This is a genomic window from Micromonospora sp. CPCC 205561 (genome assembly GCF_036906775.1).
Classification (GTDB): domain Bacteria; phylum Actinomycetota; class Actinomycetes; order Mycobacteriales; family Micromonosporaceae; genus Micromonospora.
Genome location: NZ_JBAKHV010000025.1, coordinates 40,562 through 64,161, shown reverse-complemented (window position 1 = coordinate 64,161; position 23,600 = coordinate 40,562). Strand labels below are relative to the sequence as shown.

The following is a 23,600-nucleotide window of genomic DNA, read 5'->3' as shown; positions in this document are numbered from 1 at the left end:
CCGGAGGCGGTGTGGACGCCGCCACCACCGCGCCGCCCGCCGTTTTGGGGCCGAGGGCCGGGGGAAGTGACGTGCGGTGACCGCCGCCGCCACGCGGGGAACCGCGCCGATCATGCCGCCCGCCGCACCGCCCGCCAGCCCGCCCACGCCGCGCGAGCACGGCGATGGGCGGACCCTCGCCGGCTACCTGCTGATGCCACGCCCGAAGGACCTCGTCAAGGCGCTGATCCTGCCGGTGACGTTCGTGCTGGGCGTGCTCGCCGCGGGCGGCGTCGGGACCGCCCAACTGGTCCGGGCGCTGGTGGTGCTGGCGGCGCTGGAGCTGCTCATCTATCCGGCCCGCTACCAGTGGAACGACGTGCGCGGTTTCGTCGCGGATCAGCACCACCCGGCGAAGCGGAGCCGGGGCAGGCTGCCGGGGCCGCTGGAGCGGGGGCGGGCGCACGTCGGGGCCAGCTGCGCCGTCGCCGTGCTGAGGCTGCTGGCCACGGCCGCGCTGGTGCTGCTCCTGCCCGGCCTCCAGCTCGGCGGACCGCTGCTCGCGCTGGCCCTCGGCGTCTTCGGGGTGGCCGTCGCCTACGAGGCGATCCGCTCCGCCGCCACCGGACGCGCCACCCGGGTTCCGCCGCCGGTGCGCCCGATGCTGGTGCTGCTCTGGGTCGTCGTCGGCGCCGGCTACGTCGTGCGGGGCGTGACCGGTCTCGCCCTCGCCACCGACCTGGGCCGGCCGCCGCTGCTGGCCGTCGCGGCGGTGGTGACGCTGTGGGCGTTCGGGGTGGCCTTCGTGACCAGCCGCTGGGCGCTGGAGGCGCTGGACTTCGCCCGCGCCGAGCAGGGCCGCCTCGAGTGGACCGCCCGGGTCGAGCAGGCCCGGGAACACCTGCTGGCGCTGGCCCGCTGGCTGCCCGCCCGGGTGCCCGCCGATGACCTGCCGGCGGACGCGGACGGTGACGTCTCCGACTGGGCGGCGCTGCGCCGCCGTACCCCCGTGTCGGCGCCGTGGAACGTCGCCGCGATCGTCGCCGGCGCCGCCGCGGCGGTGACCGGCCGGCTGCTCGCGGGCGCCGCGACCGCCGGCGAGCTGGTGGTCCCCGGGGCCGTCGGCGGCCTGGCGGCCCTGGCGGTGGTCCTCGTGCCGCGTGGGCGCACGGTGACCGTGCTGGCAGGGGGCGCGTCGCTCGCCGGGGCCCTGCTGCTCCAGGAGGCCCCACGGCCGGCGCTGGCGGTGCTGCCCTGGCTCGCCGTGCTCCGCGCGCACGTGCACTTCAGCGCCCAGCGACCCAGCAGCGTCGGCCGGCTCGCCGACCGGGTCGGCACGGTGCTGCGCGCGCTGGCCGTGCCGGTGGCCCGGGCGGTGGTCGGCCGGACGACCTGGGAGGGCCTGCGGGACGAACCGGCCCGGCCCGCTCGGTGAACCTGCCGTCCGGCCCGCCGCCGGTCACCTCGCCCGTCCCACCGATCACCGGGAGCAGATGTGGACCTTGACGAGTTGCTGGCCGTGGCCCGGCTCGCCGCGGACGCCGGCGCCGAGGCCGCCATGCGCTGGCGGCGGCGGGCCGAGGAGCTGACGATCGAGGAGAAGGCCGGCCCGGACGACCTGGTCAGTCAGGCCGACCGGGAGGCCGAGCGGGTGATCCGGGCGGTCCTCGCGGCGCACCGCCCGCACGACGGCGTGCTCGGCGAGGAGGACGGCGACGCGGCGGGGCGCAGCGGCATCCGCTGGGTCGTCGATCCGATCGACGGCACCACCAACTACCTCTACGGCCGGCCGGACTGGGCCGTCAGCGTCGCCGCCGCCCGCGTCGACGGCGACGAACTGCTCGCCGGGGTGGTGGCCGAGCCGATGCTGGGCCGCGTCACCGCGGCCCGACTCGGCGGGGGCACCTGGTCGGGCGGCGTCCGGCTGCCCCGGCTCCGGGCCACAGATCTGTCCCGGACGTTGATCGAGCTGAACCTGGGCCGAGGCGCCCAGAAGTCGCGTGCCGGCCGGATGGTCGACGCGCTGGTGCCCCGCGTGCGCGACGTGCGCCGGGGTGGCAGCGCCGCCAGCGCACTGGCCCAGCTCGCCGACCGCCGGGTCGACGCGGTGTGGGTGCCGGGGCTGAGTCCCTGGGACTGCGCGGCGGGGGTGCTGCTGGTGCGCGAGGCCGGCGGGCAGGTCGGCGACCTGGCCGGCCCGTCACCGGGGACGTGGCCGGCCAGCGGCGACGTGCTGGCCGCGCCCGAGGGGCTCTGGGAGACGCTGCGGAACCTGCTCTTCGACGCGTACGCCGACGTGGCCTGACCCCGCCCGCAGGTGGCCGGCCCGCCGCCGCGCGACGGCCCGCCCGGAGGCCGGGCCGGTCAGGGGGCGCCGACCGCCGGCAGCAGCAGGTCGGCGAGTTCGCGCCACGAGGCGACCACGGCGAAGACCCCCGCCCGGCGCAGCGCCTCGACCCGGTCGGCGCGCTCGGCCTCGGGTACGAACATCACGTTGCCCACGGTGGGGAATCCGGCGGCCACGGCGGAGCTCGCCCCGGGCACCGAGTCCTCCACGGCGAGCCCCTCCGTGCCGGCGCAGCCCAGCGTGCGGCCGGCGTGCAGGTAGATCGCCGGGTCGGGCTTGCTGGTCGGTACGGGCAGCGAGTCCTCGGCGCTGTAGCGCAGCTCCGCCGGGATCAGCCCGGCGAGGCCCGTGGCCACGAAGCAGGCCTCCAGCCTGCTCTGCGCGCTGCTGCTCACCGCGGCCAGGGTCAGGTGCGGGGCGAGCTTCTCCAGCAGGTCGCGCACCTGCGGGTCCGGTCGCAGCACGTCGCCCAGGTGGGCGCTCACGCGGGTCCTCTCCTCGGCCACCCAGTGCTCCAGCGCGGCGGCGGTGAGCACCGGGCGGCCGTCGAGCACCGGTCCGCGGGCGACGACGGCCTCGGGGCGTCCGGCGGCCACCGCCTCGTCCACGGGTACGCCCGCGGCGACGCAGAGGTCCACCGCCGTGGTGCGGAAGTTCTTGCCGGTGGTGCCGAGGCGCAACTGCTCGGCGGTCAGGGTGCCGGGCACCCCGTGCTCGCGGAGCAGCGCGTTCGTCACCTCGACCGAGGCGACGAAGGCCGGCTCCTCGGAGGGGAAGAGGTTGCCGTCGGCGTCGCAGAGCAGCACCCGCAGCGCGGACAGGTCGACATCCGAGAACTGGATCAACGGTGGGCTCCTCGGGGCGAAGCGGCCGGCGGCGCCGGACGTGGGGTGGTCATGCCGCGGCCAGCAGGCCGGTGGCCAGGTATTCGCAGATGGTGGCGGCCGGACCGTACGACTCCAGGTCCCGCAGCGCCGCGTCCAGGGCCGTCACGAACTCCGGGTCGTCGCCGAGTTCGCCGAAAATGGAGCGCTCGCTGAGCAGCGGGCGCGGGTCGGCGTGGGCGGCCAGCGGCTGGAGCTCGTCGCGGCGGGCGTCGCGGACCTCCAGCGGGTCGCCGTTGAGGTCGTAGCCGCGCAGATAACAGAACCAGCCGGCGACGGCCAGAGTGAGCAGCGCGGTCGGTCGCCCCTCGCGGCGGGCCGCGACCAGGGAGGGGATCAGGTAGGCGGGCATCTTCGTCGAGCCCCGCCCGCAGAGCCGGGAGAGCTGGTCGCTGATCCGGGGGTTGGCGAAGCGGTTCAGCAGGGTCCGCTGGTAGTCCTCCACGTCGACGCCGGGCACCGCGGGCAGCTGACGGGCGATCTCCTCGCGCATGAGCACGGTCAGGTAGTCGGCGAAGACCGGGTTGTCCATCACGTCGCTGGTGGTGCGGTATCCCCCGGAGAGGCTGCCGAGGTAACCCAGGGCGCTGTGCGCGGCGTTGAGCAGCCGGGTCTTCATCAGCTTGTACGGGGCGACGTCCTCGACGAACTGCACACCGACCCGTTCCAGCGGCGGCCGGCCGTTGCAGAACCGGTCCTCCACCACCCACTGGGTGAACGGCTCGGTCACCACCGGCCAGTTGTCCCGCAGCCCGTACCGGTCGATCAGCAGCTGCCGGAACCGCTCGTCGGTCTCCGGGGTGATCCGGTCCACCATGCTGGCCGGGAAGGTGGCGTTCGCCTCGATCCAGTCGGCGAGGGCGGCGTCGCGCAGCCGCGCGTACCCGAGCACCGACGCGCGGGTCGCGTCGCCGTTCTCCGGCACGTTGTCGCAGGAGAGCACGGTGAAGGCGGGCAGTCCGGCGCGCCGCCGCCGGCGCAGCGCCTCCACCAGGTAGCCGAAGGCCCCGGTGGGGGAGGTCGGGTCGGCCAGGTCCGCCCGCACGACCGGGTCGTCGGCCTGGAAGGTGCCGTCGTCGTCGACCGGGTACCCCCCGCCGGTGATGGTGAGGGTGACCACGCGGGTCCGCGGGTCGGCCAGGCGGTCGAGCACCGCCCGCGGGTCGTCCGGCGCGTAGCGGCAGTCGAGCAGGGAACCCACGACCCGCGCCCTGTCGCCACCGCGGTCGCGCTCGACCACCGTGTAGAGGCAGCCCTGGGGTACGAGGGCGTCGCGCATCTTCGGCGAGTGCAGGCTGACGCCGGTCTCGCCCCAGCCCGTCTCGCCGAGGCGGGCCAGCTCGTCGAGGTAGACCGCCTGGTGGGCGCGGTGGAACCCGCCGACGCCGAGGTGTACGACGGCGGGCGTGAGGGCGGAGCGGTCGTACGTCGGGACGTCGACGCGGTCGGTGAACAGCGCCACCGTCTGGTCGGTGAGGGGCCGGACGTACCGGTCGGCGGGCAGCTCGGGGACAGGACGGTGCGACGGCTGTGCTGAGGTCACGGCGAGGCCTTTCGGCTCCGCACGCCGGGCGACCGGCTGCGTTGCGGTGCAGCGGGGCGTCGACCGTACGTGCGTGAGCGGCGGTTGCGGCTTTCGGGGTGTGGTGCGGGGCCGCTTTCTTGACCCTCGACCGTGTGGGCCGACTTGCTACCCGCCGCGACGGGCCGGAAACATGATCGCGGTCACTGTCGTCCGCTTCACGCCCGCCGCCGCTCAGCCGGCGGTGGTCTGGGTGGCGAGGTGCGTCAGCACGGCCCGGACGTCGCCGTCGGTGCCGGCCATGATCCGCCGCTGGCGGGTCGCCCCGGTGCCCTCCCGGCGCACCCGGTCGAGCTGGCGCAGCACCAGGTCGAGGTCGCCGTGGCGGGTCAGCGCGGGGGCGACGGTGGCGAGGAGGTCGTCGACCAGGTCCCAGGCCGGCCGGGCGCCGCCCGCGTGCAGGTCGATGAGGTTGCCGTCGACGCCGTCGTGCGCGGCCCGCCAGTGCGCGGCGGCGACCAGGCAGTCCCGGATCGTCGGCGCCGGGACCCCGGCGCCGACGCGGTCGACCATGGTCGCGACCAGCGCCCGGACCAGCCCGGCGACCAGCACGGTGTCGTCGACGGTCGGGCAGACGTCGCCGACGCGGATCTCCACCGTCGGGTACGCCGCCGACGGGCGGGCGTACCAGTAGACCATCGCCGCGTCGAGCATGATCCCGGCGGCGATCAGCTCGCCCACGGTGGCGTCGTAGTCGGCGATCGACGCGAAGTGCGGGGTCGGCCCGATGCTCGGCCAGCGCTCCAGCTGCATCGACCGCCAGCTGGCGTGCCCGGTGTCGCGGCCGTCGTGCAGGGGGGAGTTGGCGGTGAGCGCCTGCACCACCGGCAACCAGGGGCGCAGGTGGTTGCAGACCTGGACGGCCAACTCCCGGTCGGGGACCCCCACGTGGACGTGGCAGCCGCAGACCGCCGGGTCGTGCGCCACCGGCCCGAACCGCCGCGACATGGCGTGGTAGCGCTGCTCGTCCGGCACCGTACGGTGCGCCTCGCACACCGGCGTGGCCCCCACCGCGACGAGCCGCGCGCCGGCCGCCTCGGCCGCCCCGGCGGCGGCGGCGCGCAGCGCGACCAGGTGCTCGCGCAGCTGCGCCAGGTCGGTGCAGACGGGGGTGACCATCTCCACCATGCTGTGCCGGAACTCCTGCCGGCTCTGCTCACGCGCGTCGCCGGAGAGGGCGCCGAGCACCCGGTCGGCGACGGGCATGCTCTCCCCGGTCGTCGGGTCCAGGAGCAGGAACTCCTCCTCCACGCCGAGGGTGAGGGTGGTGGGCAGGGGCACCACGGTGGAGCCCGCAACGGTGGCGGGTTCGTCGTCCGGCTGCGCCATGTCTCGACGGTACGGCGGGCCCGGCCCCCCCGGTTGCCGTTTCCCCCATTGCGGAGGCCCCGCTCGGCCGGGGGTCGGTCGCACCGCCGCCGCGGACGCCGGGATCGCGCGGACCGGGGCGAAGAAGCGCGGGAAACTGCTCTAATCGGGTGCGGGAGGCGGACGTCGAGCCGCCGCCAGACGGAGGTGCGACAGCATGCGCAGACCCGCGAACGGCAACGACGCCGTCGCCCGGACGCTTCACGCCGATCACGCCGCGCGCCGGCCCGCGCCGGCTGCCGGTCGGCCGGGGGAGGGGCGATGAGCACCGCCGGCGACGCGTCCCCCCTGGACCTGCCGCCCGAAGCCGACGCCGTCGAGCAGCGGCAGCCGATATTCGACGAGGGCCAGCCCGACGAGACGCCCGAGGCGCAACCGCTGGACGCGACGGAGGCGGACCTCGTCGAACAGGGCGCGTCCGTACCGGGCGAGCACAGCCTGCCGTCGGTCTCGCTGCCGGCCGACGCCGATCCCGCCGACGCCCTGGAGCAACGCCAACTGGTGGAGCCCGGCGACGAGGACCGGCGAGGCTGAGGTGCGCGGCCAGCGGTCGGGGACGCGCGCCGTCCACGCCGCCGGTCCGCCGGGCGGCCGGGGCGTGGCGAGGTGGCCGTTGCTGGTGGTGTTCGCGGTGGTGGCGGGCGTCGTCGCGACCCTGAGCCGCCGGCCCTTCGACGCCCCCGCCCACTGGCCGGACGTCCTCGCCGACGCTGGCGCGGGCCCCGGCGCGGACGGGGAACCGGCCCGGGCGACCGGCCGCGAGGACGGGTGACGCCGGGGCGGTCGCCGGCCCGCCCCTACCGCCCCCGGCCGGCGTCCCAGGTCGGGGCGGCTCCTGAGCCGCCCCCGGCCGGGCGGCTCAGGACCGCCTGGCGTGGGCGGCGCTCCGGGGCAACGGGCCCACGTCGGAGCGTCGCCCCGGGCGCCGCGCGGCGTGCCGTTGCCCCGGGCCCAGCCCGTCGCGGGCGGCGAGGGCGTCGGCGACGGCACCGGTGGCGAAGCCGTAGACCGCCTTGTGCAGCACGTCGACGGCGAGTTCGCGGCGGGGCCAGGTCTGCGGCGGCGCGCCCACCCCGGTGGCGTTCTCCAGGATCTGGTCGCCGGTCAGGCGTACGACGGTGAACATCCCCGAGGCGACCGGCCCGCGCAGCCCCGCCTGCGCCATGACGGAGCGGAGCACGCCGACGAGGGCCCCCTGGCCGTAGTGGCCCGCCAGGTTGAGCCACCGGGGCTGCCGCCTCGGCCGCTCCGACACCCCGGTCAGGCGGGCCAGCACCCGGGCCGGAACGTGGGAGTCCGGGCGGCCGGTGAGGCGCTGTTCGATCTTCTCCCCGGCCGTCATCACCGCCACGCCGACCAGACCCGCCGCCAGCCCCTGCCACACCGCGCGCTTCAACATGCCGCCCCGTCTACCCGCCGATGGCGGCGGTACACCCGGCCGCCGTCGAGGGGGGCTCCGCGTCGGCCGCCGCCCCGGACATCGACCATCTAGAATTCGTGGCATCGTGGGGGCCGGCTCGTCCGACCCGGTCCCCGGTACCCACCGACGGAGGCCCGCTGATGACCCGCTCCCGTACCGGCAGGGCAGCTGCCGCGGCCGGCCTCGTCGCCGCCCTCGCCGGGCTGGGCGCGACGGCCCTGGCCTTCGCGCCCACGGCGCACGCCGCCGCGCCCGAGCTGACCGCCGCGTTCGCCCGGACCTCGGTGTGGAGCACCGGGTACGGCGCCCAGTACCTCGTCACCAACCGGGGCGACGCCGCCAGCACGGGCTGGGTGGTGGAGTTCGACCTGCCCGCCGGCTCCGAGGTGAGCAATTCCTGGAGTTCCGTGCGTACCCGGACCGGCCAGCACTACCGCTTCACCGACGCCGGCTACAACGGCGACGTCGCTCCCGGCGCCGCCGAGAGTTTCGGCTTCAACGTGCGCGGGCTCGGGGAACCCCTCAACTGCACCGTGGACGGCCGGCCCTGCGCCGGCTCCGCCCCGCCCACCACCGCCCCGCCGACGACGGCTGCGCCCACGACCGCTCCCCCCACGACCGCCCCGCCGACCACCGCCCCGCCCGCCGGTCCGGTGCTGGACGTCTCCACCGCGGCCCAGCTCCAGGCCGCCCTCGCCGCCGCCCGGCCCGGCCAGACCATCCGGCTCGCGGCCGGCACGTACCGCGGGGCGTTCCTGACCCAGCGGGCCGGCACCGCCTCGTCGCCGATCACCCTGACCGGGCCGCGCGCCGCGATCCTGGTCAACGACGGGCCGGCGGGCAGCGGGCCGTCCTGTCCGGTGCCCACGGCCGGCTGGGACTCCGGGTACGGTCTCTGGCTCTTCGACGCGCCGCACTGGAACCTGACCGGCTTCACCGTCGCCGAGTCGAAGAAGGGCATCGTGCTGGACAACTCCCACCACGTCACGATCGACGGGGTCCACGTGCACCACACCGACGAGGAGGCGGTGCACTTCCGCCGCTCCTCCGCGGACGGGATCATCCGGAACTCGACGATCACCGACACCGGCCTGGTGCAGCCCGGCTACGGCGAGGGGGTCTACCTCGGCTCGGCGCAGTCCAACTTCGGCTGTCACGGCAACTCCGGCGGGGTGGACCGCTCCGACCGGGTCCAGGTGCTGGACAACCACATCGGCCCGAACGTCCGGGCCGAGCACGTGGACATCAAGGAGGGCACCCAGGGCGGCGTGCTGCGGGGCAACCGGTTCGACGGCCGGGGCATCTCCGGCGTCAACTCGGGCGACTCGTGGGTCGACGCCAAGGGCAACGGCTATCTCATCGAGGGCAACACGGGCACCTTCCAGTCGCCCGGCACGTTCGCCAACGGCTACGAGACGCACAACCTGCTCGACGGGTACGGCTGCGGCAACGTCTGGCGGGGCAACGCCTCCGACCTCGGCGGTGTCGGCGGGTACGCCGTCCGGGTCTCCTCGACCTCGAAGTGCGCCGCGAACCCCAACGTCGTGCACGCCTCGAACACCGTCACCGGCGCCCGCACCGGGCTGACCAACATCACCGTCACCCCGTAGCGCGCGGGCCGCGCCGCCGCACCGGCGACCCCGCGCGCGACCGCGCGCCGGGATCGACGGCCGTCGCCGCGGTCGCCCACGACACGCCCGGGACCGACATGTGGGGTGTGACAACAGGCGTCATCCCTATATATGGTGTCGAGCGCAGCTGGTTCGGCCGCCCATCCCGGGCGGTCGAGGCAAGAGGGAACCCGGTGGAAGTCCGGGACTGCCCCGCAGCGGTGAGTGGGAACGACCGCCGTCATCAGCACTGGGCCGCCAGCGGCCCGGGAAGCGACGGCCAGTAGGAGACCGGCGAGGTCGGTCACGCCCGCGAGTCCGAAGACCTGCCAGCGCGCCGTGCCCCGAACCGGGCGCACGGCGGTCCGAGGCCGCGCGGGACGGCCGACGCCATGCCGTCCGCGTGCCCCCTCGGCGCGCCGGTCGCCGGTGTCCGCTCCGCGCGTGCCCAGGAAGTCCGTCTGGGATCAAGGCTCGCGAGGAGTGAGTGGTGACAGTCACCGAGGTTGTTCCGGCCGCCGGCGCGGCGGTCGACGAGGCGGCCCTGCCGGGCCGGCGGCGCGCGCAGATGCACGTGCGCAAGCGCGACGGCCACACCGAACCGGTCGACGTCAACCGGATCGTACGCGCGGTCGAGCGGTGGGCCGACGACCTCGCCGACGTCGACCCGCTGCGGGTGGCGACCCGGACGATCAGCGGCCTCTACGACGGCGCGACGACCGAGGAGCTGCACCGGCTCTCCATCCAGACCGCGGCTGAGCTGACCGGCGAGGAGCCGCAGTACTCGCGGCTGGCCGCCCGCCTGCTCGCCGCGTACGTCGACAAGGAGGTCCGCGGGCAGGGCATCGGCTCCTTCAGCGAGGCGATCCGCCGCGGCCACGCCGAGGGCCTGGTCGGCGACGACACCGCGGCGTTCGTGGCCGCCCACGCCACCGCCCTCGACGACGCGGTGGACCCGCGCGGCGACCTGCGCTTCGAGTACTTCGGCCTGCGGACGGTCTACGACCGGTACCTGCTGCGCCACCCGACGAGCCGGCTGGTGGTGGAGACGCCGCAGTACTGGCTGCTGCGGGTCTCCTGCGGCCTCTCCACCGCCCCGGACGAGGCGATCGGGTTCTACCGGCTGATGTCGAGCCTGGCGTACCTGCCGAGTTCGCCGACGCTGTTCAACTCCGGCACCCGGCACACCCAGATGTCCTCCTGCTACCTGGTGGACTCCCCGCGCGACGAACTCGACTCGATCTACCAGCGGTACGCGCAGGTGGCGAACCTGTCGAAGTTCGCCGGCGGCATCGGCATCGGCTTCTCCCGGGTCCGCTCCCGGGGCGCGCTGATCAGGGGCACGAACGGGCAGTCCAACGGGATCGTGCCGTGGCTGCGGACGCTGGACGCCTCGGTGGCCGCGGTCAACCAGGGCGGCCGGCGCAAGGGCGCGGCCTGCGTGTACCTGGAGCCGTGGCACCCGGACGTGGAGGAGTTCCTCCAGCTGCGCGACAACACCGGTGAGGACGCCCGGCGAACGCACAACCTCAACCTGGCCAACTGGATCCCCGACGAGTTCATGCGGCGGGTCGAGTCGGACGGGGTGTGGTCGCTCTTCGACCCGGATGAGGTGCCGGAGCTGCCGGACCTGTGGGGAGAGGAGTTCGACGCGGCGTACCGGGCGGCCGAGGAACAGGGCCGCTACGTCCGCCAGCTCCCGGCACGGGAGCTGTACGGGCGCATGATGCGCACCCTCGCCCAGACGGGCAACGGCTGGATGACGTTCAAGGACGCCGCGAACCGGCTCTGCAACCAGACCGCCGAGCCGGGCAACGTGGTGCACCTGTCCAACCTGTGCACCGAGATCATCGAGGTGTCCAGCGACACCGAGACCGCCGTGTGCAACCTCGGCTCGGTCAACCTCGCCGCCCACCTCGGCGCCGACGGCCTCGACTGGGGACGGCTGCGCGCGACCGTCCGCACGGCGGTCACGTTCCTCGACCGGGTCATCGACATCAACTACTACCCGACCCCGCAGGCGGCGGCGAGCAACCCCCGCTGGCGGCCGGTCGGCCTCGGGCTGATGGGCCTGCAGGACGTCTTCTTCGCGCTGCGGCTGCCGTTCGACTCGCCGGCCGCGCGGGAACTCTCCACCCGGATCAGCGAGGAGCTGTACCTGACCGCCCTGGAGACCTCGGCCGACCTGGCGGAGCGCCTCGGCGCCCACCCGGCGTACGGGCAGACCCGGGCGGCGCGGGGGCAGCTGCAACCCGATCTGTGGGGCGTCCCGGGGACCCAGGCCGAGCGGTGGAGCGCGCTGCGGGAACGGATCGCCGCGCACGGGCTGCGCAACTCGCTGCTGGTGGCGATCGCCCCCACCGCCACCATCGCCTCGATCGCCGGCTGCTACGAGTGCATCGAGCCGCAGGTGTCCAACCTCTTCAAGCGCGAGACCCTCTCCGGGGAGTTCCTCCAGGTCAACACCGCCCTGGTGCGCGAGCTGAAGGCCCGTGGCCTCTGGACCGAGCGGACCCGGACGGCGATCAAGCGCGCCGAGGGGTCCGTCCAGGAGGTCGCGGAGCTGCCGGCCGATGTCCGCGAGCTGTTCCGTACCGCCTGGGAGCTGCCGCAGCGGGCGCTGATCGACCTGGCCGCCGCCCGGGCCCCCTTCGTCGACCAGTCGCAGTCGCTGAACCTCTTCCTGGCCGCGCCGACGATCGGCAAGCTCTCCTCGATGTACCGCTACGCCTGGAAGGCCGGGCTGAAGAGCACCTACTACCTGCGCTCGCGCCCGGCCACCCGGATCCAGCAGGCCACCGTCGCACCCGTCGCACCCACCGGACCGGCGCGGGCGGCCGGCGTCGTCGCGCCCCCGCCCGGCGCGGACGAGGCGCTGGCCTGCTCGCTGGAGAACCCCGAGTCGTGTGAGGCCTGCCAGTGACCACCCCGACCACGACCGACCCGAGGACCACACACATGCTGCTCGACCCGGGGATGGACCTCACCCTCCGCCCGATGCGCTACCCGCACTTCTTCGACCGGTTCCGCGACGCCATCCGCAACACCTGGACGGTGGAGGAGGTCGACCTGCACGCCGACCTGGCCGACCTCGACCGGCTCTCCCCGGCCGAGCGGCACCTGGTCGGCCGCCTGGTGGCGTTCTTCGCCACCGGCGACACCATCGTCGCCAACAACCTCGTGCTCAACCTCTACCAGCACGTCAACTCCCCGGAGGGCCGGCTGTACCTGTCCCGGCAGCTGTTCGAGGAGGCCGTGCACGTCCAGTTCTACCTGAACCTGCTCGACACGTACGTGCCCGACGAGGCCGAACGGTTCGCCGCCTTCGCCGCCATCGAGAACATCCCGTCGATCCGGCGCAAGGCCGAGTTCTGCTTCCGCTGGATCGACTCGCTGCACGACCTGCGCGAGTTGCGTGGCCGGGCGGACCGGCGGGCGTTCCTGCTCAACCTGATCTGCTTCGCCGCCTGCATCGAGGGTCTGTTCTTCTACGGCGCCTTCGCCTACGTCTACTTCCTGCGCTCCCGCGGCCTGCTGCACGGGCTGGCCTCCGGCACCAACTGGGTGTTCCGGGACGAGTCGATGCACATGGCGTTCGCCTTCGACGTGGTCGACACGGTCCGGCGGGAGGAGCCGGACCTGTTCGACGACGAGCTCGCCGAGCGGGTACGCGAGATGCTGACCGAGGCCGTCGAGTGCGAGGTCCAGTTCGCCGAGGACCTTCTCGGGCAGGGCGTGTCCGGGCTCTCCCTGACCGACATGCGCGAGTACCTCCAGCACGTCGCCGACCGGCGGCTCGCCCAGCTCGGCATCCCCGCCCACTACGGGTCGGCGAACCCGTTCGCGTTCATGGAGTTGCAGGACGTGCAGGAGCTGTCCAACTTCTTCGAGCGGCGGGTCTCGGCCTACCAGGTGGGGGTGACCGGCACCGTCGCCTTCGACGACGACTTCTGAGCTGCCCCGCGTGACCGGGGTGGCCCGGGGAGGAGGACCCGCGGGTCCTCCTCCCCGGTGCGGTCAGCCCAGGGGCTCGACCCAGATGTTGCGGTAGTGCACGTTCAGGCCCGGGTCGCCGTGGTCCTGTAGCCGGATCGGTCCCACGGAGGGTCCCTCGGGGGCGCCGTTGCCCGTCGGCCCGTCGAGCACCGCGTTGTTGTGGACGGTGACGCCGTTCCACACGACCGTGACGCGGGCGTTCTCCGTCTTGACCCCGGAGCTGTTGAAGCGGGCCGCGCGGAAGGTGACGTCGTAGGTCTGCCAGGTCTCGGGGGCGGTGGCCGCGTTGGTCGACGGTGCGATCTTGCCGTAGATCGCGCCGCACTCGTCGTTGGCCGGGGTGGTGTCGCCGAAGGAGTCCAGGACCTGGAGTTCGTAGCGGTCCTGGAGGTAGATGCCGCTGTTGGCGCGGGCCTGGCCGGTGACGTTCGACGGCAGGTTGGGCAGCCAGAACTCGACGTGCAGCCGGAAGTCGCCGAAGGCGCGCCTGCTGCGGATGTCGCCGCCGAGGACCTCCATGCCGCCGTTGGCCAGGGGCCACGTCGCCGGGGTGCCGTTGGTGCTCTCGAAGTTGCCGAGACCGGAGCCGTCGAAGAGGGTGACGCGGCCGGGAGCGACGGCGGGGCCGTACGCCTCGAACTCGTAGATGCGCGCGGCGGCATCGGTGGTGCTGGTGGCGGCGGTGACGTTGAGTCGGACGTATCTGGCCTGGGTGGTCGGTACGTCGTGGGTGGTGGTGTTGGCGGTGTTGCCGGTGACGTTCGCGGCGGTGCTCCAGGTGGTGCCGTTGGTACTGACCTGGATGTTGAAGTCGCGGGTGTTCCAGGCGGTGTTCTCGCCGCCGGCGCCGGCGTGCCTGACGACGAACCGGTTCAGGCTCTGGGTGGCGCCGAGGTCGACCTGCATCCACCTGCTGGCCCCCGACGAGCACCACTTGTCGCTGTTGCCGCCGACCACGCTGCCGTTCACCGCCTTGGCCGGGCCCTCGGTGGCCGAGCAGGAACTGTCGGCGGTCGCGGCCCTGCCCAGGGCGAGGTTGGCGGTCGCCGGCTGCCCCCCGTACGCCTCGAACTCGTAGATGCGCGCGGCGGCGTCGGTGGTGCTGGTGGCGGCGGTGACGTTGAGTCGGACGTATCTGGCCTGGGTGGTCGGTACGTCGTGGGTGGTGGTGTTGGCGGTGTTGCCGGTGACGTTCGCGGCGGTGCTCCAGGTGGTGCCGTTGGTACTGACCTGGATGTTGAAGTCGCGGGTGTTCCAGGCGGTGTTCTCGCCGCCGGCGCCGGCGTGCCTGACGACGAACCGGTTCAGGCTCTGGACGGTGCCGAGGTCGACCTGCATCCACTTGCTGGCGCCCAGCGAGCACCACTTGTCGAGGCGGCCGCTGGTGATGGTCCCGTTGACGGCCCTGGCCGGCCCCTCGACGGCCGAGCACGAGCTGTCGGCGGTCGCGGTCCTGCCGAGCGCGAGGTTTACGGGGGGCTGCTGGCCAGGGATGGCGTTGAGCGTGTACCACACCTCGGTGCTCCACAGAGACTGGCCGTTGGTGGCGGCGAACGGACGGGGGGAGCGGACGTGCACGACGCGCCCGGCCTTCAGCCCGTTGATCGCCAGCCGGACGGTCTTCCCGTCGGCCGACAGGGTGGCCGAGGAGACCGAGAGGGTCTCCTCGTCGATCTTCGGTCCGCCGTACGCGGCCGTCGCGACGTAACGCCACTGCTTCACCCGGTACTTGGTGGCCAGCGCAGTGGCGGTCGCCGCCGACAGCGGCTGGGTGTACTCGATCTCGAAGCCGTTGGGCAGGGCCCGCATCGCCCGCATGTCGAAGTTGTTGCTCCCGTTGGGGCTGATCTTCTGCAGGCCGAAGCTGAGCTTGCCGTCCTGCCCCCAGTTGCCGCCGCCGTGCAGGCCGCCGGTGTAGATGGCGCCGTCGGGGCCGACGGAGACCTCGGAGACCCCCGCCTCCAGCCCCTGGGTCATCCGGAACAGCGCGCCCTGGTACTCGCCGTTGACCTTCTCCAGGTAGGCGCGCTGGAGACCGCCGTAGGTGACGTCGCCGATGACCATCTGCCCGGCGAACGGGCCCTGCTCGAGCATCACCGGGGTGCTCGGCGAGTTGCCGATCTCGTTCTGCGGCATCCAGAGCACCGGCTGCACGACCGGGTTGTTGTCGAACGGGCCGGGCGGGTTCATGTAGTGGTTGAAGAAGCGGCCCTGCTTGACGTGCACGAGCTTCGACGACGGCAGCCAGCCGCCCTGGTTGTCGGTGACGAAGATGTCACCCTCGGGGCCCCAGCCGATGCCGTGCGGGGTGCGCAGCCCGCCGGCGACGTAGCTGACCGCCCCGGTGTCGCGGGCGACCCTGATGGTGGTGCCGCGGTTCGGCGCGGGCTGCGGATCGGTCGTGGCGCCGCCGTAGTTGATGGAGACCGAGAGGTTCAGGTAGAAGTACCCGTCCCGGTAGAGCAGGCCGAACCCGAATTCGTGGAAGTTGCTGCCGAAGGGCCAGGTGGCCACGGTGCGGTACTGGTCGGTGACCCCGTCACCGTTGGTGTCGTTGAGCTCGGTGAGTTTGGCCTTCTCCGCGACGTAGATCTTCCCGTCGACGATCTTGAGCCCCATGGGCTCCTGGAGCCCGGTCGCGACCCGCTGCCGGGTCACCTGCCCGGCGCTGGTGCTGCCGGTGACGTTGCCCAGGATCCACACCTCGCCCGCGGTGGTCAGGGAGCCGCCCCAGGTGGCGACGGCCAGGCGGCCGTCGGGGAACCAGTCGAACCCGGTGACCTGCGGCTCGAAGCCGCTCGGGCGCAGGTTGGTCAGGGTGTAGTTGGGGTGCACCGAGGTCAGCGGCAGCCCGTCGCCGGGGGAGTCGCCGCTGGCCTCGCACTCCTTGCGGCCGGGAGCGGTCACCCGTACGACGCCGGCGTCGGTGCTCAGCGCCGAGGTCGGGACGTTCACGAACGAGGTGGAGCCCGGCGTCTGCCACTGCAACGTGAGCTGCTGGCCGCCCGTGCGCTCGAAGTGCTCGATGCGCAGGGAGTGGTATCCGGCGGTCAGGTTGACCGTGCCGTCCTTGGGCGCCGGGCCGTGCGCGCCGTCGTGGTCGACGATCACGTTGTCGTCGATCAGCAGGCGTGACCCGTCGTCGCTGGTCAGCCGGAAGGTGTAGTTCCCGGCCTGGGTGACGGAGACGTTGCCGAGGACGTGGACCAGGAAGTGGTCCTCCAGGCCGAAGTCGGCGGCGCTGCTCCAGTCGACCGTCGGCATCAGCTTGTCGATGTTCGGGGTCTGGCCGGCCTTCAGCGTGCAGAGCTTCTCCAACGGCACCTGCAGGTCGAAGACGCGCAGGGTGACGCCGGGTTCCTGGGGCGGGGGCGCGGCCGTCGCGGCCGCCGGCGCCAGCCAGAGGCCGGCCACGGCCACCACGGCGGTGAGGAGAGCCGCGATGGGTGCGCGCGCTCGTCGGGACGGTACGAGCATCGTGTTCCTCCGGGGGAGCGGGGCAACGACGCACGTCGTCAGCGTGGCGGCACCGGCTCGGCGTCGGGCCCGGACAACGTCGGACATCGTTGCCATGTCCTGATGGTCGGCCCGGCACGCCGCTGCCTGGCGAGGCAAACACTAAAATTCTTTCATTCAAATGTCTAGATGTATGGGCGAGATCGTCTCCACTTTCGACCGGATGGGCAAAAGTCGGTGCGGGCGGCCCCCGCCCCGCCGGAGAGGGTGCCCGCCCGCTGCTTGCGAGGGGTTGCGCCGCGTCCTTGCGCCCCGCCCGTCGCGCAGGTATACATTTAAGTATCTTAATAGTTAAGTTTCTTTAGTGTTGGAGGTGGCGCGTTGCGAAAGCGGTTGAACAAGCTGCTCCTCGGCGGTGCCGTCGGTCTGCTGGCCGCGGCGACGGCGCTGGCCGTGGCCCCCGCCGCGCACTCCGCCGTCGGCGGCGACGAGGCGTGCCGGCCGGACGGGCTGTACCCGACGCCCGGCGTGGCGGTGCCGTACTGCACCGTCTACGACACCGCCGGTCGCGAGAAGCTCGGCGCCGACCACTCCCGGCGCATCATCGGCTACTTCACCAGCTGGCGCACCGGACGCAACGGCGCGCCCGCCTACCTGGCCAACCAGATCCCCTGGGACAAGGTCACCCACGTCAACTACGCGTTCGCGCACGTCGACGCGGCCAACAAGATCTCCGTCGGCAACCCGAAGGCGGCGGACAACCCGGCCACCAACATGACCTGGCCGGGCGTCGCCGGCGCCGAGATGGATCCGCAGTACGCCTACACCGGGCACTTCAACCTGCTCAACAAGTACAAGAAGCAGAACCCGAACGTGCGGACGCTGATCAGCGTCGGCGGCTGGGCCGAGACCGGCGGCTTCATCGACGACAACGGCGACCGGGTCGACGCGGGCGGCTTCTACCGGATGACCACCACCGGCAGCAACACGGTCAACACCGCCGGCATCGCCACCTTCGCCGACTCCGTGGTCGCCTTCCTGCGCACCTACGGCTTCGACGGGGTGGACATCGACTACGAGTACCCCACCTCGAACAACAAGGCCGGCAACCCCATCGACTTCGCCCAGGCGGACGCCAAGCGGGCCGGGCTGAATGCCTCCTACCAGGTGCTGATGAGGACGCTGCGGGAGAAGCTCGACGCGGCCGCCGCCACCGACGGCAAGCACTACCTGCTCACCGTGGCCGCGCCCGCCTCCGGGTGGCTGCTGCGCGGCATGGAGTCGCACCAGGCGTTGCGGTACCTCGACTACGTCAACATCATGTCGTACGACCTGCACGGCTCCTGGAACCACCACGTCGGCCCGAACGCCGCCCTCTACGACAACGGTGACGACGCCGAGCTGGCGGCCGGCGGCGTCTACGGCGCCTACGGCAACATCGGCTACCTCAACACCGACTGGGCCTACCACTACTTCCGCGGCGCGCTGCCCAGCGGGCGGGTCAACATCGGGGTGCCCTACTACACCCGCGGCTGGCAGGGCGTCACCGGCGGCACGAACGGGCTCTGGGGCCGGGCCGCCCTGCCGGACCAGACCAAGTGTCCGCCCGGCACCGGCGCGTCGATCGGTTCCACCACCCCCTGTGGCAACGGCGCGGTCGGCATCGACAACCTCTGGCACGACCTGGACGCCGCCGGCAACGAGGTGCCCGCCGGGGCCAGCCCGATGTGGCACGCCAAGAACCTGGAGCGCGGCATCACCCCGGACTACCTCCCGGCCTACGGCCTGACCCCGGCCACCGACCCGGCCGACCGGATCAGCGGCAGCTACGCCCGCAACTACTCCGCCGCGCTGGTCGCCCCCTGGTTGTGGAACGCGCAGAAGGGCGTCTTCCTCTCCACCGAGGACGAGCAGTCCCTCGGCGCCAAGGCGGACTACGTGGTGCAGAAGGGCATCGGCGGCGTGATGATCTGGGAACTCGCCGGCGACTACGGCTACGACCAGGCCAAGGGCCAGTACGGGATGGGCGAGACGCTCACCACGCTGCTCTACGACAAGTTCCGCGCGGCGCCCGCGTACGGGGCACGTCGGGCGGCCGTCACGCTGCCGAGCCGGACCATCGACGTGACCGCCACGGTCGGCGGCTTCGCCCTCGGCGACAGCAACTACCCGATCAACCCCGAGCTGCGGCTGACCAACAACACGGCCAGCCCCGTGCCGGCCGGGGCGCAGCTGGAGTTCGACTACCCGACCACCACGCCCACCCTGACCCAGCAGTCCGGCTGGGCCCTGAGCGTCGTCTCCACCGGGCACACGGGGAGCAACGTGGGCGGGCTCAAGGGCGACTACCACCGGGTCCGGCTCACCGTCCCGGCCGCCATCGCCCCCGGCGCGCACGCCGAGGTGACCCTCAACTACCAGCTGCCGATATCGGGGCCGGCGAACTTCACCCTCACCTTCGGCGGGCAGACGTACTCGCTGGCCAGCGACCACGCCCGGGGCGCCGTGCCGGTCACCCCGACGCCCAGCCCGACCGGGTCCACCCCACCGGGCGGCGGCGCCTGCGCCGCGCCGGTCTGGGCGACCGCCACGGCCTACTCCGGCGGCTCGCGGGTGTCCCACGCCGGGCGTACCTGGAGCGCGAGGTGGTGGACCCAGGGGGAGACCCCGGGCAGCGCCGCGGTCTGGGCCGACGAGGGGCCCTGCGCGGGTCCGTCCCCGACCACCTCGCCGACGACGGGGCCGACCGCGTCCCCGCCGACGAGTCCGTCCCCCACCGCGACCCCGCCCGGCGGGGCCTGCGTCGCACCGGCCTGGTCGGCGGGGACCGCCTACTCCGGCGGCGCCCAGGTCTCCCACGACGGCCGCCGCTGGACCGCGAGGTGGTGGACCCAGGGCGACGAGCCGGGTGCCGGCACGCAGAACGCCTGGGCCGACAACGACCCCTGCTGAGACCGGGGCGGGTCGCCGGTCGGCCGCACCCCCCCCGGCACGGGGCGGGTGCGGCCGACCGCGCCCGCGCCGGCACCGCCCCGGCCCGCGGCCGACCGGCCGCGGGCCGGGGGACGTCAGTTGCGGGTGATCCGTACCGCGTCCGCGACCACGTAGCCACTGCCGGCGGTCCAGCGGCTCACCCCGATCTTGTTGCCGTCGCCGGCGGCGAGGGTGAACACACCGATCGACGTCCACCGCCCGCCGTTGAGCCGCTGGTCGACCATGACGGACTTGTTGCCGGAGGTGGTGGCGACGACGTACGGCGTCTGGTTGTTGTACCCGGGATCGGCGGGATACCAGACCGAGATCTCGTAGCTCCCGGTCTCCGGGATGTCCGCCCGGTACCAGGCGACGTCGCTGGACTGCGTCGGCTCGGCGAAGCGGTAGTCCGCGCCGTACCGGCTGCCGGAGTACGACGAGGTGCTCCAGTTCGCGCCCGCCACGAACCGGCCGGACGTGGCGTTGTCGACGGTGGTGGTCCACTGCTGCGGCGGCGGCGGCGGGGGCTGCTGGCCGGTGGCCACGTCGAGGTAGTTGCGGTCGATGTTCATCGTCACGCCGCCCCAGGTCTCCCGCACGTCCCCGGCGTACTGGTGCAGCCGCTGGTGGTTGGCGTAGTAGGCGTCGGAGCAGTAGGCACCGGCGTCGGTGTCGGCCACCCCGTTCCACCAGGCGATCCAGATCTGGTCGAGCCGGGTGTAGCTGGGGTTGTTGTACTCCAGGCAGACATCCCTGATGCCGGAGGACCCGCTGGAGTACATCCCGGCCAGGTACCCGCGCGCGTGCAGCCGGTCGACCCAGCCGGAGACGAACGACAGCACCGCGGCGCGGCACGCCGTGGTCGTCGGGTAGTGCTCGATGTCGTTGTAGATGGTGCTGCCGGCCCCGATGCCCAGCGCCTGCGCGGCGTTGGCGGCGCTGTCAGCGGCGCCCCTGCCCTGCGACCGCGCGGTGGCGGGGTCGGCGGACATCTTCGGCGCGCGGTTGCCGCAGGGCGCCTGGTAGCCCAGCTCGATGGGGATCAACCGCCAGCCCTTGCTGGTCTGGTTGCTGACCCAGGTCGCGGTCAGGTTGGGCTGCGCGCACGAACGGCTGGCGCCGCTGATGTAGATGCCCACCGCGCGGTACGGCGAGCTGGTGCGCCAGGCGTCCATCGCGGCCTGCGACGGCGCGGTGCAGGTGTCGAAGCCCTTGCCGACGAAGTTGCCGGGCTGTGGGGGCACGGCCGCCGCCAGCACGGGCTGCGGCTGCGCGGGCGCCGCCTGCGCCACGACCGCCGATCCGAGCGCGGCGCAGAGCCCGACTGCGGCGGTGAGGCTGATCAGCCGGGTGGTGGGCCTTCTCATCCGGTCTCCTTTGAAGGATTTCTACATGCGTCCTCAATCAGTGAAGGAATATAACCACACATCGAGCGATGGCAATAGCGTCGGCGGCGGGACCCGTGCGGCGGCGCGACCCAGGCCGGGGCCGGGCCCCGGAGGGACCGGCCCGGGCGGTGGCGTCAGGGCGCCCAGGGGGCCGCGACGTTCCAGGTGCTGTCCGCGGCCCAGAGGGCGGGCGTGTTGTACGCGGCTCCGCCGGTGCCGTTGCTCAACCAGACCTCGGAGCCGTGGTGCCGCAGGAACGAACCCCGGAAGTTGTACGACTCCAGGGAGACCCCGCCGCCGGTGAGCCCGGTTCGGGCGCACCAGGTGGCGTCGGCCCGCATCAGCGCCGTCCCGTCGTTCGGCGAGTTGCGGACCCGGGACTCGGCGTGGCGCAGGTACTGCCCCGGGTAGTTGACCGACTCGAAGGAGTAGCAGCGCGCGTCCGCCAACCCGGCGCGGACGGTGTAGGTGGCGTCGTTCCTGAGCAGCGCGGAGCTGGTCGCGTCCACCACCTCGGTGTACGCGAGGCTGCCCTGGTGGCGCAGGTACTTCTGCGTGTGGCCCGGGGTGGTCACCTGCAACGACCGCCTCGTGTTCACCGGCAGCGCGACCGGCTGGTTGCCGCCCAGCGACCTGGACGCGTCGATCAACGCCTGGTTGGCCGCGCGGACCCGGGCCTCGTCCATCTTGACGATCCGGCGGTCGTAGGTGAGGAAACCGTTCAACTCGCCTTCCAGGTCGGTGATCTCGGTGTACACCGAGGCGCTGAGCCCCGTGCCGAGCATCAGGTTCTGGGTGCCCTGCACCAGGCCGACGTACCGGTCGGTGAGGGCGGTGGAGTTGGGCTGCCACTCGTAGGCGAAGAAGTTGCCGTTCGGGCTGTACTCGTGCCCCGGCGTGCGCAGTCCCAGGCCGCCGAACTCGCCGAGCACCGCGATCCGGGAGGCCGACGGGCGCGGCGAGGCGGGGCCGAGGTAGACGTGCCAGTCGTCGATGTCGCCGTTGCCGGGGTCGCCCAGGGACTGGCAGCAGTTGTGGCCGCTGTGCACGTTGACCAGCCGGGTCGGGTCCTGGTTCTTCACGTTCTGGCCCACCCGCCGGGTGTCGGCGAGCGCGCGCTCGCCCCAGCCCTCGTTGTAGACCGTGTAGGCCACCACCGCGGGGGAGCTGCGGTGCTCGTCGACGATCTCCCGTGCCTCGGCCTCGAACTGCGCCTGCTGCGCGTTGTCGGCGTCGACGTCCTGCGCGGTCAGCGACGGCACGTCCTGCCAGACCAGCAGGCCGAGGCGGTCGGCGTGGTAGAACCAGCGCTGCGGCTCGACCTTGATGTGCTTGCGGACCATGTTGAACCCCAGGTCCTTGTGCTTCTGCAGGTCGAAGGCGAGCGCCGCGTCGGTGGGTGCGGTGTAGAGCCCGTCCGGCCAGTAGCCCTGGTCGAGGGTGCCGGCCTGGAACACGAACTGGCCGTTGAGCTTGGGACGCAGCACCCCGCCGACCACGCCGGTGGTGATCTCCCGCATCCCGAAGTAGTGCGTCGTCCGGTCCACCGCGCCGCCGCCGGGGCCGCGCAGCGTCACGCGGAGGTGGTAGAGGAACGGGTCGTCCGGGGACCACCGGCGGGCGTTCGGCACCGGGACGCTGAAGTCGGTGAAGCCGCCGGTGGCCGAGCCGACCACGGCGGAACCGTCGAGCGCCTCGGCGAGGACGGTGTGCCCGGTGACGTCGCCGCGGGTGGACACGCGCACCCGCAGCGTGTTGTCGGCGAGGTTCGGGTGCACGTCCACGCGGCTGACCGACGCGGTCGGCACCGGTTCCAACCAGACGGTCTGCCAGATGCCGGAGTTGGGGGTGTAGAAGATGCCGCCCGGGGTCTTGGTCTGCTTGCCGATCGGTGGGAGGCTGCCGTTCTGGCGGCTGTCCGTGGGGTCCCACACCTTGACGACGATCTCGTTCGTGCCGCCGTTGAGGTGCGGCGTGACGTCGAAGGTGAAGGCGTCGTACCCGCCGGTGTGCCCGCCGACCTGCGCGCCGTTGACCCACACCGTGCTCTGCCAGTCGACCGCGCCGAAGTGCAGCAGGGTGCGGCGGCCGGACCAGTTGGAGGGCACGGTGAAGGTGCGCCGGTAGAACAGGTAGTGGCGGTCGTCGTTCGCGGCCCGCTGGATGCCGGAGAGGGCGCTCTCCACCGGGAACGGCACGTTCACCCGCTCGGGCAGGGTCGTGTTGAACTGCGGGGCGTCGTTGGTGGCGGACTGGCGCAACTGCCACTCGCCGTTGAGGTTGAGCCAGTCGGGCCGGGTCATCTGCGGTCGCGGGTACTCCGGCAGGGGGGTGCCGGTGAGCGCCTGGCTGGTCCAGGGCGTGGTCAGCGGCGGGGGCTTGGCGGGCGCCGCCTGCGCGGCGGACGCCGGCGCGAGCAGGCCGGCGAGCAGGGTGAGGGCGGTCATCAGCGGCAGAGTGCGGGCGCGACGTGTCATGCCGTCTCCGGTGGACGTTTGCGCGGGCGGCGTGGGGGAGCCCGCGCGACGGGATGGTGAGCGGGACTTCGGGCGCATCGGCCGATGCTCGGACGCTGGCGGGGAGCGCCGGTGTCGGCG

15 protein-coding genes and 1 riboswitch are annotated in these 23,600 nt (G+C 73.2%); of the genes, 8 read left to right on the top strand and 7 right to left on the bottom strand.

Translation table 11 applies throughout. The annotated features are described in order from the left end of the window. The first annotated feature begins 76 nt into the window (after positions 1 to 76). Both V6V16_RS15245 and V6V16_RS15240 read left to right on the top strand, forming a co-directional pair. Positions 77 to 1,414 (top strand): hypothetical protein, encoded by a 1,338-nt coding sequence (locus V6V16_RS15245; RefSeq protein WP_334562694.1) that lies wholly within the window; start codon positions 77 to 79, stop codon positions 1,412 to 1,414. A 60-nt stretch (positions 1,415 to 1,474) separates the two neighbouring features. Continuing rightward, positions 1,475 to 2,284: an inositol monophosphatase family protein gene (locus V6V16_RS15240; RefSeq protein ID WP_334562693.1), complete on the top strand. Its 810-nt coding sequence runs from the start codon at positions 1,475 to 1,477 to the stop codon at positions 2,282 to 2,284. 59 nt (positions 2,285 to 2,343) lie between these two features. Here the strand turns inward: V6V16_RS15240 and V6V16_RS15235 are convergent, their stop codons facing one another. The 3 genes from V6V16_RS15235 to V6V16_RS15225 form a co-directional block, all read right to left on the bottom strand. Beyond that, positions 2,344 to 3,171 (bottom strand): HAD family hydrolase, encoded by an 828-nt coding sequence (locus V6V16_RS15235; protein ID WP_334562692.1) that lies wholly within the window; start codon positions 3,169 to 3,171, stop codon positions 2,344 to 2,346. A 49-nt stretch (positions 3,172 to 3,220) separates the two neighbouring features. Further along, a complete protein-coding gene (locus V6V16_RS15230; RefSeq protein WP_334562691.1) occupies positions 3,221 to 4,753 on the bottom strand; it encodes a mannitol dehydrogenase family protein in 1,533 nt (510 codons plus the stop codon). A gap of 213 nt (positions 4,754 to 4,966) precedes the next feature. Next, entirely contained in the window at positions 4,967 to 6,121 is a 1,155-nt protein-coding gene (locus tag V6V16_RS15225) for a carboxylate-amine ligase (protein ID WP_334562690.1), read from the bottom strand. A 300-nt stretch (positions 6,122 to 6,421) separates the two neighbouring features. Between V6V16_RS15225 and V6V16_RS15220 the strand changes: the two genes are divergently transcribed. After that, complete coding sequence (locus V6V16_RS15220; protein ID WP_334562689.1) at positions 6,422 to 6,694, top strand: hypothetical protein; 273 nt, start codon at positions 6,422 to 6,424, stop codon at positions 6,692 to 6,694. Between the two features lie 79 nt (positions 6,695 to 6,773). Next, the gene (locus V6V16_RS15215; RefSeq protein WP_334562688.1) at positions 6,774 to 6,932 is read left to right on the top strand and encodes a hypothetical protein; all 159 of its coding nucleotides are present in this window, start codon (positions 6,774 to 6,776) and stop codon (positions 6,930 to 6,932) included. An 87-nt stretch (positions 6,933 to 7,019) separates the two neighbouring features. On the opposite strand, the gene V6V16_RS15210 is transcribed toward V6V16_RS15215, so the two are convergent. Beyond that, the gene (locus tag V6V16_RS15210) at positions 7,020 to 7,559 is read right to left on the bottom strand and encodes a hypothetical protein (RefSeq protein WP_334562687.1); all 540 of its coding nucleotides are present in this window, start codon (positions 7,557 to 7,559) and stop codon (positions 7,020 to 7,022) included. A gap of 161 nt (positions 7,560 to 7,720) precedes the next feature. Here V6V16_RS15210 and V6V16_RS15205 point away from each other — a divergent pair, with 161 nt between their 5' ends. The 3 genes from V6V16_RS15205 (at position 7,721) to V6V16_RS15195 (ending at position 13,144) form a co-directional block, all read left to right on the top strand. Further along, complete coding sequence (locus tag V6V16_RS15205) at positions 7,721 to 9,190, top strand: cellulose binding domain-containing protein (protein WP_334562686.1); 1,470 nt, start codon at positions 7,721 to 7,723, stop codon at positions 9,188 to 9,190. A 132-nt stretch (positions 9,191 to 9,322) separates the two neighbouring features. Beyond that, a riboswitch (cobalamin riboswitch) is annotated at positions 9,323 to 9,538 on the top strand. A gap of 142 nt (positions 9,539 to 9,680) precedes the next feature. Next, positions 9,681 to 12,113 carry a ribonucleoside-diphosphate reductase subunit alpha gene (locus V6V16_RS15200; RefSeq protein ID WP_442934090.1) on the top strand — a complete coding sequence of 811 codons (2,433 nt, stop codon included), beginning with the start codon at positions 9,681 to 9,683 and terminating at the stop codon, positions 12,111 to 12,113. A 35-nt stretch (positions 12,114 to 12,148) separates the two neighbouring features. Next, on the top strand, positions 12,149 to 13,144 hold the full coding sequence (locus V6V16_RS15195; protein WP_334562685.1) for a ribonucleotide-diphosphate reductase subunit beta: 996 nt from the start codon (positions 12,149 to 12,151) through the stop codon (positions 13,142 to 13,144). 63 nt (positions 13,145 to 13,207) lie between these two features. On the opposite strand, the gene V6V16_RS15190 is transcribed toward V6V16_RS15195, so the two are convergent. Further along, positions 13,208 to 16,663 carry a galactose-binding domain-containing protein gene (locus V6V16_RS15190; RefSeq protein WP_334562684.1) on the bottom strand — a complete coding sequence of 1,152 codons (3,456 nt, stop codon included), beginning with the start codon at positions 16,661 to 16,663 and terminating at the stop codon, positions 13,208 to 13,210. A gap of 360 nt (positions 16,664 to 17,023) precedes the next feature. Here V6V16_RS15190 and V6V16_RS15185 point away from each other — a divergent pair, with 360 nt between their 5' ends. Beyond that, positions 17,024 to 19,594 (top strand): chitinase C-terminal domain-containing protein, encoded by a 2,571-nt coding sequence (locus tag V6V16_RS15185; RefSeq protein WP_334562683.1) that lies wholly within the window; start codon positions 17,024 to 17,026, stop codon positions 19,592 to 19,594. Positions 19,595 to 19,710: 116 nt separating this feature from the next. On the opposite strand, the gene V6V16_RS15180 is transcribed toward V6V16_RS15185, so the two are convergent. Both V6V16_RS15180 and V6V16_RS15175 read right to left on the bottom strand, forming a co-directional pair. Continuing rightward, positions 19,711 to 20,982 (bottom strand): glycoside hydrolase domain-containing protein, encoded by a 1,272-nt coding sequence (locus V6V16_RS15180; RefSeq protein ID WP_334562682.1) that lies wholly within the window; start codon positions 20,980 to 20,982, stop codon positions 19,711 to 19,713. A gap of 155 nt (positions 20,983 to 21,137) precedes the next feature. Continuing rightward, entirely contained in the window at positions 21,138 to 23,450 is a 2,313-nt protein-coding gene (locus V6V16_RS15175) for an AbfB domain-containing protein (protein WP_334562681.1), read from the bottom strand. Between the last annotated feature and the right edge of the window lie 150 nt (positions 23,451 to 23,600).